General features: G+C 70.1%; 14 protein-coding genes and 1 tRNA gene. 5 read left to right on the forward strand and 10 right to left on the reverse strand.

Translation table 11 applies throughout. From position 1 onward, the window contains the following. Positions 1-10 precede the first annotated feature (10 nt). From E4K62_RS00110 to E4K62_RS00135, 6 genes are read right to left on the reverse strand one after another with little or no spacing between them, the layout of a single operon-like run. Positions 11-1,756, reverse strand: coding sequence for a serine/threonine-protein kinase (locus E4K62_RS00110; RefSeq protein WP_135062396.1), 1,746 nt, complete (start codon positions 1,754-1,756; stop codon positions 11-13). Continuing rightward, positions 1,753-3,207 (reverse strand): peptidoglycan D,D-transpeptidase FtsI family protein, encoded by a 1,455-nt coding sequence (locus E4K62_RS00115; RefSeq protein WP_135062398.1) that lies wholly within the window; start codon positions 3,205-3,207, stop codon positions 1,753-1,755. Before E4K62_RS00115 ends, E4K62_RS00110 begins: the two co-directional genes overlap by 4 nt. Continuing rightward, complete coding sequence (locus E4K62_RS00120; RefSeq protein WP_135062400.1) at positions 3,204-4,616, reverse strand: FtsW/RodA/SpoVE family cell cycle protein; 1,413 nt, start codon at positions 4,614-4,616, stop codon at positions 3,204-3,206. The genes E4K62_RS00115 and E4K62_RS00120 overlap by 4 nt, the downstream gene beginning before the upstream one ends. Then, the gene (locus E4K62_RS00125; protein ID WP_135062402.1) at positions 4,616-5,854 is read right to left on the reverse strand and encodes a PP2C family protein-serine/threonine phosphatase; all 1,239 of its coding nucleotides are present in this window, start codon (positions 5,852-5,854) and stop codon (positions 4,616-4,618) included. The genes E4K62_RS00120 and E4K62_RS00125 overlap by 1 nt, the downstream gene beginning before the upstream one ends. 14 nt (positions 5,855-5,868) lie before the next feature. After that, complete coding sequence (locus E4K62_RS00130; protein ID WP_135062404.1) at positions 5,869-6,408, reverse strand: FHA domain-containing protein FhaB/FipA; 540 nt, start codon at positions 6,406-6,408, stop codon at positions 5,869-5,871. Then, the gene (locus E4K62_RS00135) at positions 6,405-7,145 is read right to left on the reverse strand and encodes an FhaA domain-containing protein (protein WP_135062406.1); all 741 of its coding nucleotides are present in this window, start codon (positions 7,143-7,145) and stop codon (positions 6,405-6,407) included. The genes E4K62_RS00130 and E4K62_RS00135 overlap by 4 nt, the downstream gene beginning before the upstream one ends. 406 nt (positions 7,146-7,551) lie before the next feature. Between E4K62_RS00135 and E4K62_RS00140 the strand changes: the two genes are divergently transcribed. The 4 genes from E4K62_RS00140 to E4K62_RS00155 all read left to right on the forward strand — a co-directional run bounded on the left by E4K62_RS00140 (position 7,552) and on the right by E4K62_RS00155 (position 9,562). Continuing rightward, positions 7,552-7,635: transfer RNA gene (locus tag E4K62_RS00140), tRNA-Leu, on the forward strand. Between the two features lie 229 nt (positions 7,636-7,864). Next, on the forward strand, positions 7,865-8,491 hold the full coding sequence (locus tag E4K62_RS00145) for a hypothetical protein (protein WP_135062408.1): 627 nt from the start codon (positions 7,865-7,867) through the stop codon (positions 8,489-8,491). Positions 8,492-8,614: 123 nt separating this feature from the next. Next, positions 8,615-9,214 (forward strand): hypothetical protein, encoded by a 600-nt coding sequence (locus E4K62_RS00150; RefSeq protein ID WP_135062410.1) that lies wholly within the window; start codon positions 8,615-8,617, stop codon positions 9,212-9,214. 3 nt (positions 9,215-9,217) lie between these two features. Further along, positions 9,218-9,562 carry a hypothetical protein gene (locus E4K62_RS00155; RefSeq protein WP_135062412.1) on the forward strand — a complete coding sequence of 115 codons (345 nt, stop codon included), beginning with the start codon at positions 9,218-9,220 and terminating at the stop codon, positions 9,560-9,562. Positions 9,563-9,578: 16 nt separating this feature from the next. Here E4K62_RS00155 and E4K62_RS00160 read toward each other — a convergent pair whose 3' ends face one another. Continuing rightward, positions 9,579-10,028 carry a GNAT family N-acetyltransferase gene (locus E4K62_RS00160; protein ID WP_135062414.1) on the reverse strand — a complete coding sequence of 150 codons (450 nt, stop codon included), beginning with the start codon at positions 10,026-10,028 and terminating at the stop codon, positions 9,579-9,581. A 296-nt stretch (positions 10,029-10,324) separates the two neighbouring features. Here E4K62_RS00160 and E4K62_RS00165 point away from each other — a divergent pair, with 296 nt between their 5' ends. Beyond that, positions 10,325-10,531, forward strand: coding sequence for a cold-shock protein (locus tag E4K62_RS00165; RefSeq protein ID WP_135062416.1), 207 nt, complete (start codon positions 10,325-10,327; stop codon positions 10,529-10,531). Positions 10,532-10,565: 34 nt separating this feature from the next. Here the strand turns inward: E4K62_RS00165 and E4K62_RS00170 are convergent, their stop codons facing one another. From E4K62_RS00170 to nucS, 3 genes are read right to left on the reverse strand one after another with little or no spacing between them, the layout of a single operon-like run. Beyond that, on the reverse strand, positions 10,566-12,626 hold the full coding sequence (locus E4K62_RS00170; protein WP_135062418.1) for a bifunctional lysylphosphatidylglycerol flippase/synthetase MprF: 2,061 nt from the start codon (positions 12,624-12,626) through the stop codon (positions 10,566-10,568). Positions 12,627-12,664: 38 nt separating this feature from the next. Continuing rightward, a complete protein-coding gene (locus E4K62_RS00175; RefSeq protein WP_135062420.1) occupies positions 12,665-13,348 on the reverse strand; it encodes an HAD hydrolase-like protein in 684 nt (227 codons plus the stop codon). Positions 13,349-13,404: 56 nt separating this feature from the next. After that, on the reverse strand, positions 13,405-14,100 hold the full coding sequence (gene nucS, locus E4K62_RS00180) for an endonuclease NucS (protein WP_135062422.1): 696 nt from the start codon (positions 14,098-14,100) through the stop codon (positions 13,405-13,407). Positions 14,101-14,272 lie beyond the last annotated feature (172 nt).

Consider the following 14,272-nt stretch of genomic DNA (forward strand, 5'->3'; position numbering starts at 1 on the left):
AGAGGCTAGTTTATTCCCCGTCGGTCGTCGGCGAAGGGTCCGGGGTCGGGGCCGCGGCGATCGAGACCTGCGACGTGGGCGAAGGTCCCGACTCGCGCTGCCCGCCCTGCCCGCTGCACAGGGCGACGTAGCTGGCGGTGATGTTCCCGGTGGCGGGCACCTGGATGTCGGCGGACTGCTCACCGGCGCCGAAGCTGCGCTGGGTCGTGCCGTCGGCGGCGAAGATCGCTCCCGTGATGGTCACGGTGTAGCCGCTCAGGGTGCCGGTGCCGCTCGGGCACGTGAACCCGTCCCACGACACCGTCGCCGTCCCGCCCGAGGGCGCGGGGTTCGGGGTCACGGTGGGCCCGTTCCCGGGGCTGGGGATCTGCGTCTGTTCGACGAAGCACGTCACCGTCAGCGCCTGGCCCTCATCGAGGTTTCCGCGCGCGGGATCGGTGGATTCGACCGTGCCGACCTGTTCCGCGCTGGGCGCCGCGGAGCCGTCGGCCCGGCTGGCCCGCAGACCCGCGTCGTTGGCGGCCTGGATGGCGGCGTCGCAGCTCATGCCGATGAGCCCGAGCGAGTCGAGGTTCACGGTCGCGGTCGTGGGTTCCGGTGTGGGCGTGTCTCTCGGCGTCGGTGTCCGGGGCGTGCTCGAGGTGGTGGAGCTCTCCGGGGCGGGGTCGCCCTGGTTCACGAAGAACGCGATGAGCGTGCCGCCGAGCACGAGCACGAGCAGGGCGATGAGGGCGATGAGCGGCCACGTCCACGGGCTGCGCTTGCGCTTCTTCTCCGCCGCATCCTCTTCCGGAGCCGGCGTGGTGGTCGCCAGGGTCGGGGAGGGGAGGAGGCGCGTGGCGGCCGCGGTGTCACCGCCGGCCGTGAGCAGCTGGGTGACGTCGTCGGCAGCGGCAGCCCCGCCGACCGCGGGGACGGCCGCGATCGCGGCGGTGAGGTCGCCTCGGCGCAGCGCTGACGCCGCGCGGGAGACAGCGGCGGCCGAGGCGGGCCGCTCCTCCGGCTTCTTGGCGATCATGGCCATGACCAGTCGCTGCACCGGCTCGGGGACGGTGGGCGGAAGCGGTGGCGGCTGCTCGTTGATCTGCGCCATCGCGATCGCGACCTGCGACTCCCCGGTGAACGGGCGCTTGCCGGCGAGGCATTCGTACGCGACGATGCCGAGCGAGTAGATGTCGGTGGCCGGCGACGCGGGATGCCCCGACGCCTGCTCCGGCGAGAGGTACTGCACCGTTCCCATGACCTGACCGGTCGCGGTGAGCGGGACCTGGTCGGCGATGCGCGCAATGCCGAAGTCGGTGATCTTGACCCGTCCGTCGGGCGTGATCAGCAGGTTGCCCGGCTTGATGTCACGGTGGACGAGACCGGCGGCATGGGCGGCCTGCAGGGCGGCGGCCGTCTGCGCGACGATGTCGAGCGTCTTGTCGGTGGGCAGCGTGCCCTCGCGCTCGAGGATCGTGGAGAGCGCCTCGCCCGGGACGAGCTCCATCACCAGGAACGCGCTGCCGTTCTCCTCGCCGTAGTCGAAGACGCTCGCGATGCCCTCGTGGTTGACCAGCGCGGCGTGGCGGGCCTCGGCGCGGAAGCGCTCCAGGAAGCCCGGATCGCCCATGTACTCGTCCTTGAGGATCTTGATCGCGACCGTCCGTCCGATGACGTGATCGGTCGCCTCCCAGACCTCGCCCATCCCCCCGATCGCGACTCGCGACTCGAGTTCGTAGCGTCCGCCGAAGGTCACACCCTGTGTCGGTCTCATCTACCCAGCACCGCCTCCATGACCTTCTTCGCGATGGGAGCGGCGATGGTGTCTCCGCTGCCCGACTGTCCTTGTCCTCCGCCGGCTTCGACCACAACCGCCACGGCGACCTGCGGGTCATCCGCCGGCGCGAAGCCGGTGAACCAGAGCGTGTAAGGGCGGTCGCCGTTCTCCGCGGTGCCCGTCTTACCGGCCACCTCGACCCCGTCTATTCTTGCACCGGAGGCCGCACCCTCACGGACATTGGCGACCATCATGCCCGCCAGCTCGTCCGCGAGCGTCTCCTCGAGGGCACGGCCGTACTCGGTGCTGTCGAAGGTCTCCTGCACCGTCAGATCGGGGCCGATGACGGCGTCCACCATCCGCGGGTTCATCACGACCCCGCCGTTGGCCACGCCCGCCGACACCATCGCCATCTGCAGCGGCGTCGCGATGACCTGGCCCTGACCGAAGCCCGTCAGCGCGGTCTGCGCGTCATCCAGTCCGCTGGGGTAGGACGAGGGCGTCGAGGTGAGCGGCAACTCGAAGGCGCGGTTGAAACCGTACTTCTCCGCCTCCTCGCGGATCGCGTCGTCCCCCAGGCGCACCGCCAGCTCGGCCATGGGGATGTTGCAGCTGAGGCGCAGGGCGGTGGCGATCGTGACCTCTTCGCCCGGACCGCACGTGCCGCCGCCGGCGTTACGCACGGTGCGGGATGACTGGGGCAGCTGGTACAGAGCCGGGTTGGGCAGCGTCGAATCGGGCGTGTAGTCCCCCGACGCCAGCGCGGCGGAGACGACGACGAGCTTGAACGTCGAACCCGGCGGGTTGAGGTCTCCGGCGATCGCGCGGTCGGCGAGGGGATCGGCGGGGTCGTCCAGGAGCGCCTGGTACGCCGCCTCGACCGCTTCGGTGTCGTGGGAGGCGAGCGCGTTCGTGTCGTAGCTGGGGCTCGTGGCCATCGCCAGCACGCGCCCGGTGTCGGGCTCGATGGCGATGACGGCACCCTGCAGCCCGGCGAGGGCGTCGAAGGCGGCGCGCTGGACCACCGGGTCCAGGGAGGTCTCCACGTTGGATCCGCGCGGCGGCTGACCGGTCACGATCCGGTCGAGCCGGGAGAGGAACTGCGAGTCCGCGGTGCCGCTGAGGGCCTGCGTCATGGCCTGCTCGAGCCCGCGTGCAGAGCCCAGTACAGGGTTGATGTATCCGGTCACGGGGGCCCACATGTCGGCATCGACATACACGCGCTGCCAGCTGTAGACGTCGTCGGAGGGCACGGACGATGCGATGGCCGTGCCGCCGGCGATGATCGATCCGCGCTGGATCTCATAGGAGTCGTACAGTGCCCGGGTGTTGGCCGGGTTGCGGGCCAGGTCGTCGGCCTGCACGACCTGGATGACGCTGGTCGACCCGAACAGGGCGAGGAACATCACCAGCATGAGGATGCTGAGGCGGCGGAGTTCCTTGGTCATCCGATCACCACCCGGGGTCGGCTGCGCACGGCGTCGGAGATGCGCAGGAGGAGCGCGACGATGAGCCAGTTGGAGATGAGCGAGGATCCTCCCGCGGTGAGGAACGGTGTGGTCAGGCCGGTCAGGGGGATCAGCCGCGTGACGCCGCCGACCATGATGAACACCTGCAGCGCGATAGTGAACGACAGCCCCGTGGCCAGGAGCTTGCCGAAGTCGTCCTGTCCGGCCAGGCCGATCCGCACGCCGCGGCTGGCGAACACCATGTACAGGCACAGGATCGCGAAGACCCCCACGAGCCCCAGCTCTTCGCCCAGGCTCGGCAGGATGTAGTCGCTCTGCGACAGCGGCGTCAGGTACGGCCGCCCCTGACCCAGGCCCGTGCCGATCAGTCCGCCCTGGGCGAGGCCGAAGATGCCCTGCACGAGCTGGTAGCTGCTGCCGTTGATGAGGTCGGGGTTGAACGCATCCAGCCAGTTCGAGAAGCGCGCGCCCACGTAGGGCAGCACGCGTGAGGCCAGGAACGCGCCGCCGCCGGCGAGGACGACGCCGATGAGCACCCAGCTCGTCTTGCCGGTGGCCACGTACAGCATCGCCACGAACATGCCGAACAGCAGCAGTCCGGTACCGAGGTCGCGCTGGAGCACGATGATGCCGAGGGAGATCAGCCAGATGACCAGCAGCGGGCCGAGCTCCCGCGCGCGCGGCCACGTCATCCACAGGAACCGGGTGCCGACGGAGGTGAGGCTTTCGCGCGTGCGCACGAGGTAGCCGGCGAAGAAGATCGCCAGCGAGATCTTCGCGAGCTCGCCCGGCTGGAACTGGAACAGGCCGCCGACCGAGACCCACACGTCGGCATTCTGGTTGGTGCCCAGGCCCGGGACGAAGGGCAGCAGGAGCAGCAGGACGCCGGCCAGGCCGAACAGATACGTGTAGCGGAACAGCACACGGTAGTTGCGCAGCAGGAGCACCAGGGCCATCGCGCCGCCGATCGCGAGCGCCGACCACGCGAGCTGCCGCGTCGACGAGGCATCCCACCCCAGGTGGTCGCGCGCGATGTCGATGCGGTAGATCTCGGCGATCCCCAGGCCCGTCAGGAGCGTCGCGATCGGGAGCACGAACGGGTCGGCGTCGCGCGCGCGCAGCCGCAGGACGACGTGCAGTGCGAGGGCGAGGGCGGCGGGGAGCGCGCCGTACAGGGCGACATCGGTGCCGGGCGTGCGGCCGGTGCCCAGATCGACCAGCGTCACGGCGGCGAGGTTGAGCACGAGGGCGAACAGCAGCAGCGCCAGCTCGCGGTTGCGCTGGGTCTGCGGGACGCGCAGGAGCTTGAGCGCCCGCACGACGGCGGTATCGGTGCTCACGCCGTCGGCCGGAGCGGACGGGCGGGCAAGAGGCGTGCCGGCGGCCATCAGTTCTCCGCTCCCGCCATCTCGCGCAGGCGATCCACGATCAGCTCCGCGTCGGACAGTGAGCGCGCCGAGATCGTGCGCTCGACGGTGGCGCGTTCGAAGTCGGGCAGATCCGCCAGGGCGATGCCGGTGTCTTCGTGCGGGGTGGACAGGGGGATGGGGCCGATCGACTGCTGGACGCCGCGGTACACGACCACGGTGTCGTCGTCGGCGCCGATGTAGTAGCGGGTCTGCGTCCAGTTGTAGCCGACGGCCAGTGCGGCGGCGATGGCGGCCAGCACCAGGACGAATCCGACGATCCACCCGATGCGGCGCCGCCGCGCCCGTCGACGGTCCTCCTCGATGAGCTCCTCGAGGAACTCCGCATCCGGCTCGAAGTGCGTCGGCTCGTTGGCGGCCTGACGGTTCGGGTGCAGCCAGCTGCTGCGCCCGGGGCGGGCGGCGGGCACCTCCACGCCGATGGGGTTCGACGCCGAGCCGACGATCGAGGGTGTGCCCAGGAACACCGGATGCTGGCCGCCGACGTCGACGATCACGATCGTGACGTTGTCGGGGGCGCCGCCGTCCAGAGCGTGCTTGAGCAGCAGGTCGGCGGTGCGACCGGGGGCGAGGCCCTGGCTCAGCGCCTTGGCCGTGTGCGCATCATCCAGCACTCCCGACAGACCGTCGGAGCACAGCAGCCACCGGTCTCCCGGCTGCGTCGGCATGATGAACGTGTCGACCTCGGGGTCGGGGTCCATGTCGCCCAGCACGCGCATGAGCACCGAGCGGCGCGGGTGGTAGCGCGCCTCCTCGGGCGTGATGCGGCCGGAGTCCACGAGGCGCTGGACGAACGTGTGGTCGGTCGTGATCTGAGTGAGCGCGCCCTCGCGGTAGAGGTAGATGCGGGAGTCGCCGATGTGGGCGATGACGGCGTAGTCGTCGACCATGACCAGCGCGCTGACGGTCGTGCCCATACCGGCCAGCTCAGGGCGGCGGCCGACGGTCTCGATCAGCTCGGTCGCGGTGTCGGCGATCGAGTCGCGCAACGCCAGCTCTGCTTCGGCGGTGGAGGAGAACGGCTGGTCGAGGAGCGCGAGCCGGGCGATCGCGAGGCTCGAGGCGACATCTCCGCCCGCGTGGCCGCCCATGCCGTCGGCCACGACGAACAGGTTCGACCCGGCGTAGCCGGAGTCCTGGTTGTTGGAGCGCACCTTGCCGGTGTGTGAGATGGCGGCGCTCGAGCCCTGGAAGACCATGGAGGATCCGGTGCTTACTTCCGCAGCTCGAAGGTCGTCGCGCCGACCTTGATGGGCGCACCGATCTTCACCGGGACGGGAGCGGCCACGCGGGTGCCGTCATGGAACGTGCCGTTGGTGGAATCCAGGTCCTGGATCATCCACTTGTCGCCCCACAGCACGAGGCGCGCGTGGTGGCTGGAGGTGTAGTCGTCGCGGATGACGAGGGCCGACTCGCTGGACCGGCCGATCGTGAGCGGCTCGTTGCCCAGGGGCAGCTCGACACCGGCCTTCGGTCCGCTCGTGATGACGATGCGGGAGACGGTGCTGGTCGTCGCGGCACCCCCGGGCGCAGCATCCCTCGCCTTCGAGGCCGGCGCGGGACGTCCCACCGGCTCGGTGACGCCCGCCGGCCCCGCGGTGGCGGCCGCTGCCGCTGCCGGGGCGGGCTCGGGGAGTTTCCGCACCTTGACGCCGAACAGATCGGCGCGCAGCGAGTAGACGACGGCGAAGACGAAGAACCACAGCAGCAGCAGGAATCCGATGCGCAGCAGCAGGAGGGTGAGTTCGCTCACGCGGAGGGACCCCTCTCGGGCAGGCCGAACGCACGCGTCGCGTCCGCGTCGGCGCTGCGCGGACGGGCCGGCGCCGCCTGCGGGACCACGCGGAAGACGATGTCGGTGCGGCCGATCGTGACGGTGGAATCGGGGGGCAGCGGGGCTTCGGAGATCTTCTGGCCGTTCAGCTGCGTGCCGTTGGTGGACTTCAGGTCGCGCACCATGGCGCGCTCGCCGTCCCACAGGATCTCCACGTGCCGGCGGCTGGTGCCCGCATCCGGGATCGTGATGTCGGCGTCGCTGCCGCGCCCGATCACGGTGCGTGCCTTCACGAGCGGATGCCGCTGCCCGTCGATGTCCACCACCCCGCGCCACGACACCGTGCCGGCGGCCGTTTCCGAGTCCACGCGGAGCGTGCCGGTGGAGAGCGACTCGTCTCGCGTGAGGGAGATGCCCACCGGCCCGGCGAACGAATAGCCCTGCGTGCGGGCGTGCGCTTTCACGAGGGTGTCGAGCTCATCGCCGAGCGCGGCGCCGAGCTGCGCCATCCGTTCGTCGTCGGTGGGGGAGAGGCGCACCGTGAAGGTGTTGGGGGCCAGGATGCGGTCGCGGCTGACCACCGCGGCCTTCTTGTCGAGTTCGCTGCGCAGGGCGGAAGCGATCTCCACGGGCTGGATGCCGCTGCGGAAGGTCTTCGCGAAGGCGCTGTTGACAGCGCGTTCGAGACCCTTCTCGAAACTGTCGAGTAGTCCCACGAGACTCCTTCAGGCAGGCAGACCGGTGGGTACATCGTAGTCAGGGCGGCTGGGGAGGCCATGGACGCCGCTCTCCGGCTCGCCCGCCGCATCCGCTTCGCCGTTCAGAACTCAGGAGAATCCGGGGGTTTCCGGGGTGGTGGGGGTCGGATGTGGCGGAATCTCCTGAGTTCTGAACGGTGGTGCCGCCGGACCCGCTTCCGCCGGCTGGCCGTTGGCCTCGCTCCTCTTGCGCGGGCTGCCCCGTTCAGAACTCAGGAGGATCTGACGTTTTCCGGGGTTATGGGGGGCGGATGTGGCGCGATCTCCTGAGTTCTGAACGGTGGACCGGGGGAGCGCTTTGCGGTGGCGGGCGTGGGCCGTGATATCCTCGGGAAGTTGAGTGCGCGGATCCGTTCCGCGCCTCGCGCGAGTGGCGGAATAGGCAGACGCGCTGGCTTCAGGTGCCAGTGCCCGAAAGGGCGTGGGGGTTCAACTCCCCCCTCGCGCACAGCGGGGCCTTGTATGTGAAATACAGGGCCCATGTGCTTCGACATACAGAGAAAGACCCGGCGAGAGCGAGATGCTCCGGCCGGGTTCTTTTGTTTCCGCTTCCGCGCTGGTGGACCGTTCCGGCATGGGAAGTTGCGTTCGCAACATAATGCACTTGCGGGCGAGCTCGCCGCGCAAGTCGTTGGTTTGAACTTCCGGGAGAGTCGATGCCCCAGTCCGTCAGAGCCGTGGCGTCGGTCCTGCCGCCGCAGTTCCGGTTCATGGGCGCCCTTTACGTGTGTGGGTTCGTGATCACCGGTTTCCTTTCGTTCGGCATCGCGTTTGCGCCCCTAGCAGCCGGTGAACCGGCCCAACCGCGGTGGATCATGCTCCCGTTCGGATTCCTGATCGTGGCGATCGTTCTCTCGGTGGTCGTCCTCCGCCACCGCGGGCTGAAGGATGCAGCCGAAGCGCAGGTGGAACGAGACGGCGGAAGGGTTTATCTTCTGTCGGCTGCCGCGATCTCGAAACAGTTGGGGCCGAAGAATCTGATCGCGCAGCTCGATCACCGCGCCAGCGGCGGATGGTTGTGGCTGGGAGAGGACTCTCTGAAGGTCTGGATCCGCGACGCGGGCGAGGTGCGAGTCGTGCCAGCCGGCGACCTCACCGGCGTCGCCGAGGTGCATGTGCTGGGCGGTGTGCTGACGGACACGCAGCTGGCGGTGTGGTTCTCGGACGGAAGCGTGCTCGAGGCCGTCCCGACCCGGTACGGGATCCGCAGCATGTTCCCCTACGGCAGAAGCCGTCTGCGTGCGCTGGCCGACCGGATCGACGCTCTGCCGTCATCCCGCCCCGCCGACGGCTTCTCGCGTTGATACTGCAACGCTACGGCGTTCCTGAAGGCCGCCGACAGTGACAAACCGCTCCCCTCTACGGCATCATCGACGGGACATCGACCTGCCGGTCGGTGCTTCGTCATCGTCGAGAGCAGTTGTGCCATGACTGATGATTCCACCCCGCCTCTGCAGCTTTCCCGCGCGCGGGGGAAAATCGGAACGGCCGCGTTCGTGGCTGCGATAATCGTCGGCGTGTCCGTCGCCGGGGCCATCGTGAACGCACGCCTAGGGGCTTCTCCGGGGGCTGTCGTCGGATGGGTAGGATTGGCGATTCCGCTGCCGGCCGCTCTCGCCCTGATGATGGCGACCAGCCACCGCGGTCTTGCACGGCAAGCCGATGCCCGCGGCGCTCAGGTCGTCTGTCTGTTCACCCGGGGATACGCGTTCGACGCGTCAACGGGCCGCGAACACCGTATCGGCGAAGGTTGGATACAGATGACGAACGGGACCCCCGAGATCCGGACTGCCGATGGTGGGCCTCCCGAGTCCGTCACCATTCCGGGTGCCGTGACGGTGCAGCGCGAGCATTTCCTGTCGCCGTTGATCGCCCTGCCCTCGCTGACCCTTCGCTCACCCGATGGTTCGGTCATCGAGTTGGAACTCGCCCGGACTGGTTTCCGTTCGCTGTCGGGCCCGTCCAACAAGTACGTGGATGAGGTCGCGGCGAGGATCTCCGCCGCACTTCACCAGGCCGTACCGTGAACCATGGCAACCACGTGGCGGCGGGTCGCGATCGCCGTCGTCGTGGTGGGCGGTTTCGCCGCCTACTGGGCCTCGATCGCGTTCGTGTGGCGGGTTCCGCTGTGGGGATACGTCGTGGGCGGGGTCGCGTGGCTGGCTGCGATCGGTGCGCTGTCGATCCGCGGGCGTCGTCGGCCGTCGGAGGCCGACCTCGTCGCGTCGGACCCCTACTCCGATGCGTACCTCGGACGCTCGGCCGCGACGCACCCGCACAGGGAGCCGGCCCAGTCCGCCCAGATCGACGAGTCATTCCGACCCGACCCGCTGCGCCTGCCGCCGGCGGATGAGACGAAGCCGCCGGGCCACTGATCGCCGTCGGTGAGGCCTACTCGAGCGTCGGAGGCAGGACGTAGCGGAGGGCGCCGTCGGCGGATGGCGTCGCCGGGGTGAACCCGATCCGCTCGAGCATGGCCTCCGGCGGCGACTCGGATGCGGGCACCCGCGCGTACAGCGGCCGCTCCGGCTCCAGGGTCGCGAGCAGACGTACGGCATGGCCGCCCACTTCTCGCCCGCGCGCGTGCGGGGCGATCCACCACGCCACTTCGCGCTCGCCGTCGACGGTGTACGCGGCCGCTGCTCCGGCGAAGGCGCCACTCTCGGTCACGACCTTGATCCAGGCGTCCGGATCCTGCCGCTGCCGGGCCACCCACTCATCGATCCCGTCCCGATCGGCGGCGCCCACACCGGCAGGAGCGACCTCGTCCGGATCGATCAGAACTGCGCCCACGGCGTCCAGATCGTCGTCGTCGAGGTCGCGCAGATCGATGTGGGCCACGCCGACACCCTACGAAGACAAAGACGTCGACACGAGTTTGCCTCCGGCTATCGCGTTGGCCGGGGTGATGTCAGTAGAGTGAGGGCAGCCGCGCTCTGCGCGGCCTATCCGGGGGGATCCGTCGACGCCCGGGCTTTGAGCTTCTGGCTCGGCCCGGGCGTCGTATGGTTAACGGCTTCGCCGCCTCCGCCCGCGTGCAACGTTTCTGTCACCACCCCGTGACGCGGGCGCCCGCGAGCGTTAGCGTGGGAGACCCACGGCGCATGAGGGCGCCGGAAAGAACAGAACGGCATGCAATGAGCACCCAGGGCACGGTCAAGTGGTTCAACTCGGAGAAGGGGTTCGGTTTCATCGCGCCCGATGAGGGCGGCGCGGATGTGTTCGCCCACTACACGGCGATCGAGGCGTCGGGATACCGCTCGCTCGAGGAGAATCAGCGCGTCGAATTCGAGATCGCACAGGGCCCCAAGGGCCTGCAGGCGGAGAACATCCGCCCGATCTGATCGCTGAAGCGACCGCCGTTACGGGTGGTCGGGTTCAGTGTGCGCCACGCACGAGCTCGCGCCCGGCGTCGGCGAACTGCCGCAGCGTCGCGGTGGGCAGATACGCGCGCGTGAGCGCCGCGGCGATGCGGGTGAGGTCGGCCTCGTCCCGATAGAGCAGATACATCTGCTCGTAGCGCGGCTGGAACTTCTGCTTGAAGCGGTGCAGCGACGCGAAGCCGTACACCGGCTCGATCAGACCCGCGACCCACGTGGTCACCTCCGCGATCGCGCCGGAACCGGGCGGATGCGTGAGCGGCGCCCCCGACAGCGACATGATCTCCGCCCCCTCCTCCGCGAACAGAGCGGCGGACGAGCCGATGAGGTACTCCATCACCGGGCCGAATCCGCCCTGGCGACGGCGCATGAGGTCGAGCGTCCAGCCGCGCACGCGCCCCTCGCCGTACACCGGCAACCAGGAGAGGAAGCCGTCGACATCGCCCACCGCCGAAACGGCGAGAGCGACGCGCACCTCCGGGTCGCCCGCCTCCTGCAGCGTCCCCAGGGTGAATCCCATCTCGGGCAGCCCCTTCTCGGCCACCCAGCTCTCCGAGATGGCCCGCAGCTGCTGCTGGATGCCCCACGGCTCGTCGCGCAGGCGCGTCATCCGGAACTTCATCCCCTCCCGCCCCGCACGGTTCAGCGCCGTCCGCACATCGCCCCATGCCTTGCCCCTGAACCGGAGGCCGGGCAGGTCGACGATCGCATCGTCGGCCACGACGAAGCTCCGCCACCCCCGCGGCACGGCGGCGCGGGTGGCTTCTCCGGCACTGAAGAAGCATGGGACGAGCCCCGCGCGCTCGGCGTCGCGGATGAACACCCTCACCGCGTCGGCACGGGATGCGGCGGGCCCGACCGGATCCGCCAGAGCCAGCGCGACTCCTGCCCTGCGCTGATATGCGACGATCCCGCCCGCGGCCCGGGCGTACTGGTTGCCGTCCCACGTCGTCATCCACGACAGCGTCCCGCCGCCGTGGCGGCGGATCTCGTCCTTCACCTCGTCGGTGGTCGGACGCGCACCCTGGCCGATGTGCGCCCTGCGCCGCGCGCGGAACGCGCCGCGGACCTCGACGAGATAGCCGAGCGTCACCGCTGCCAGCACCGAGGTCGCCAGCGCCACGCTCACGTCCGAGTCGATGGCCGCTTCCACCGTGTCGACGCCGAGGGCGGAGATCAGGATCATCAGCGCCACCCCGAACAGCACGTTGACGGAGGTCAGCACGACGCTGACCACCCACGCCCAGCGCCGGCCCCGCCGCATCCCGTGGGCCACCCCGACGACCACCACGACGTCGACGACGACATCCACCCATGAGGTCGCGAGGGGCGCCGTGCGGCCGAAGGGGCCGTCGGTGGGAACGAGGAGCGTCACGATCTGGATCGCGCCCAGACCCAGCATGAGGACGAAGGCGATGAGGCGCTGCTCGCGCACGGTCACCCGCTGGGGACGCAGCGACCGGTCCACGGCCAGGACGAGGGCCACGCCGAGGAGATGCTCGAGGTCGGCGAGCGAGCCGGAGAACAGCACCATGAGGAGGACGATCGCCACCAGGGCGACCCACGCGCGCAGGCGCCACGGCGGGGCGAACAGGCTGACCGCCGCGGCGATGCAGGCCATCGTGCCACCCGAGGGCCCCGCATCCAGGGCGGCCGCCTGCTCCTGCGCCCACGGCCACGTCAGCATCGCACACAGCCACAGGAGCAGCATGGTGCCGAGGACCGCGAACAGCTGGCCGACCACGAAGTAGGTCAGCGCGACCCGCGATCCGCGCCGGTACTCCAGATACGCCATGCCCGCGAATCCGGTGAGGGCGACGGCGTACACCCACGGGCGGGCGAGGAAGAACGAGCCCGTCAGCGGCGTCCACCACCGGCCCGCCTCCAGAGCGGGCACGCCGTAGGCGATGCTCTCCCACAGCGGGGAGTCGATGAGGGGCGACCACAGCCCCTGCGTCACGACACCGCCGGCGGTGACGACGGCCACGAGCGCGAGCGTGGCGGGGATGCGCCCGGCGAGTTGCCGGATGCGGCCGGCCCACTTCGGCTGCTCGCCCATGCGCCCACCCTACGGCCGGGGCGGACGAGCGGACCCGGCTATGCGGGGGAGTCGGGAAGCAGGAGCAGCCGGGCCAGTTCGTCGGCGTCGTCGACCGCGGCCTGGGCGCCGTCGGCCTCGTGCGGCCAGCTGAATCCCCAGCGGACGAAGATGACGGGTACGCCGTGCTCGGCGGCGCCTTCGACGTCGTGGTGGCGGTCGCCGACGAGAACGGGCCGGCTGATGTCCACGCCGGCCGCGGACAGGCGCCGCAGCGCCTCGGCGACGATGTCGGATTTCGCGCTCAGTGTGCGCTCATCCGGTGTGGCACCCACCACGGCGGTGAAGTACTGCGTGAGCCCGAAGTGGTCCATGAGGGCGGAGACCTGCACCTCGGGCTTGGAGCTGGCCGTGGCCTGCGGGACGCCGGCGGCGCCCAGTGCGGCGATCACGTCCGCCACGCCGGGGAAGAGCTTGGCGCTGGAGGTGTATCCCTCTGCTTTGTTGAGTCCGCGGTAGAACGTCACCGCCTCGGTGGACTGCTCGGGGGTCATCCCGACGTTCGTCTGGAACGACTCGAACATCGGCGGTCCGATCCAGTGCGCCAGCTCGCCGCGCGTGGGCGGCTGCAGCCCGAAGTGCTCGAGGGTGGTGGTCAGGCGCCGGAGGATTCCCTCCGAGGCGTCGACGATGGTGCCGTCCACATCCCAGAGGATGCACGACCAGGGTGAGCGCGTGGGCATGCCCTCCACGCTATCGGCGGTCTCGGGTGCCGGCGTCCTGGGGTGACCGGCGCAGGTCAGAACAGGCGGGGGGCGCCGGATTCGATCCCCTTCATCTCGGCGTAGTCGAGCGTGAGACAGCGGATGCCGCGGTCGGTGGCCAGCACGCGGGCCTGCGGCTTGATCTCCTGAGCGGCGAAGACGCCGGTGACGGGGGCGAGGTGCGGATCGCGTCCGAGCAGCTCGAGGTAGCGCGTGAGCTGCTCGACGCCGTCGATGTCGCCGCGGCGCTTGACCTCCACGGCGATGGTCCCCCCGGCCGGGTCGCGCAGCAGGAGGTCGACCGGGCCGATGGCGGTCGGGTACTCGCGGCGCACGAGGGTCAGGCCGTCGCCGACGAGGGCGACCTGTTCGGCGAGCAGGCGCTGCAGGTCAGCCTCCACGCCGTCCTTGACCAGGCCGGGGTCCACGCCGAGGTCGTGCGAGGTGTCGTGCAGGATCTCGTGGATGCGCACGAGCAGCGCATCGCCGGACTTGGCGTGGGTGACGCGCCAGCGCTGGGTGACGCCGTCCTCGAGGTCGGCCGCATCCGGCTCCTCGGCCGTGAGCGTGCAGGGCGGGCTCATCCAGTTCAGCGGCTTGTACGATCCGCCGTCGGAGTGCACGAGGAGGCTGCCGTCGCCCTTGTGCACGAGCAGGCGGGTGGCCAGGGGCAGGTGCGCGTTGAGCCGTCCGGTGTAGTGGACGGAGCAGCGGGCGATGACGAGACGCACCCGTCGAGCCTAACCGCCGCGCCGAGAGTGCATCACCTCGGCGAGGGTGCACCGGATCCGGTGCACTCTCGCCGGGTTGATGCACCTTCGCGGCGCGCTGGCTGAAGGCGGAGGCAGGGGCCGGAGGCGGAGCGGCGCCGCCGGTTTGCTGCGCGACGGGACAGACCCCTAC

The sequence above is a fragment of the Microbacterium wangchenii genome, from assembly GCF_004564355.1.
GTDB lineage: Bacteria > Actinomycetota > Actinomycetes > Actinomycetales > Microbacteriaceae > Microbacterium > Microbacterium wangchenii.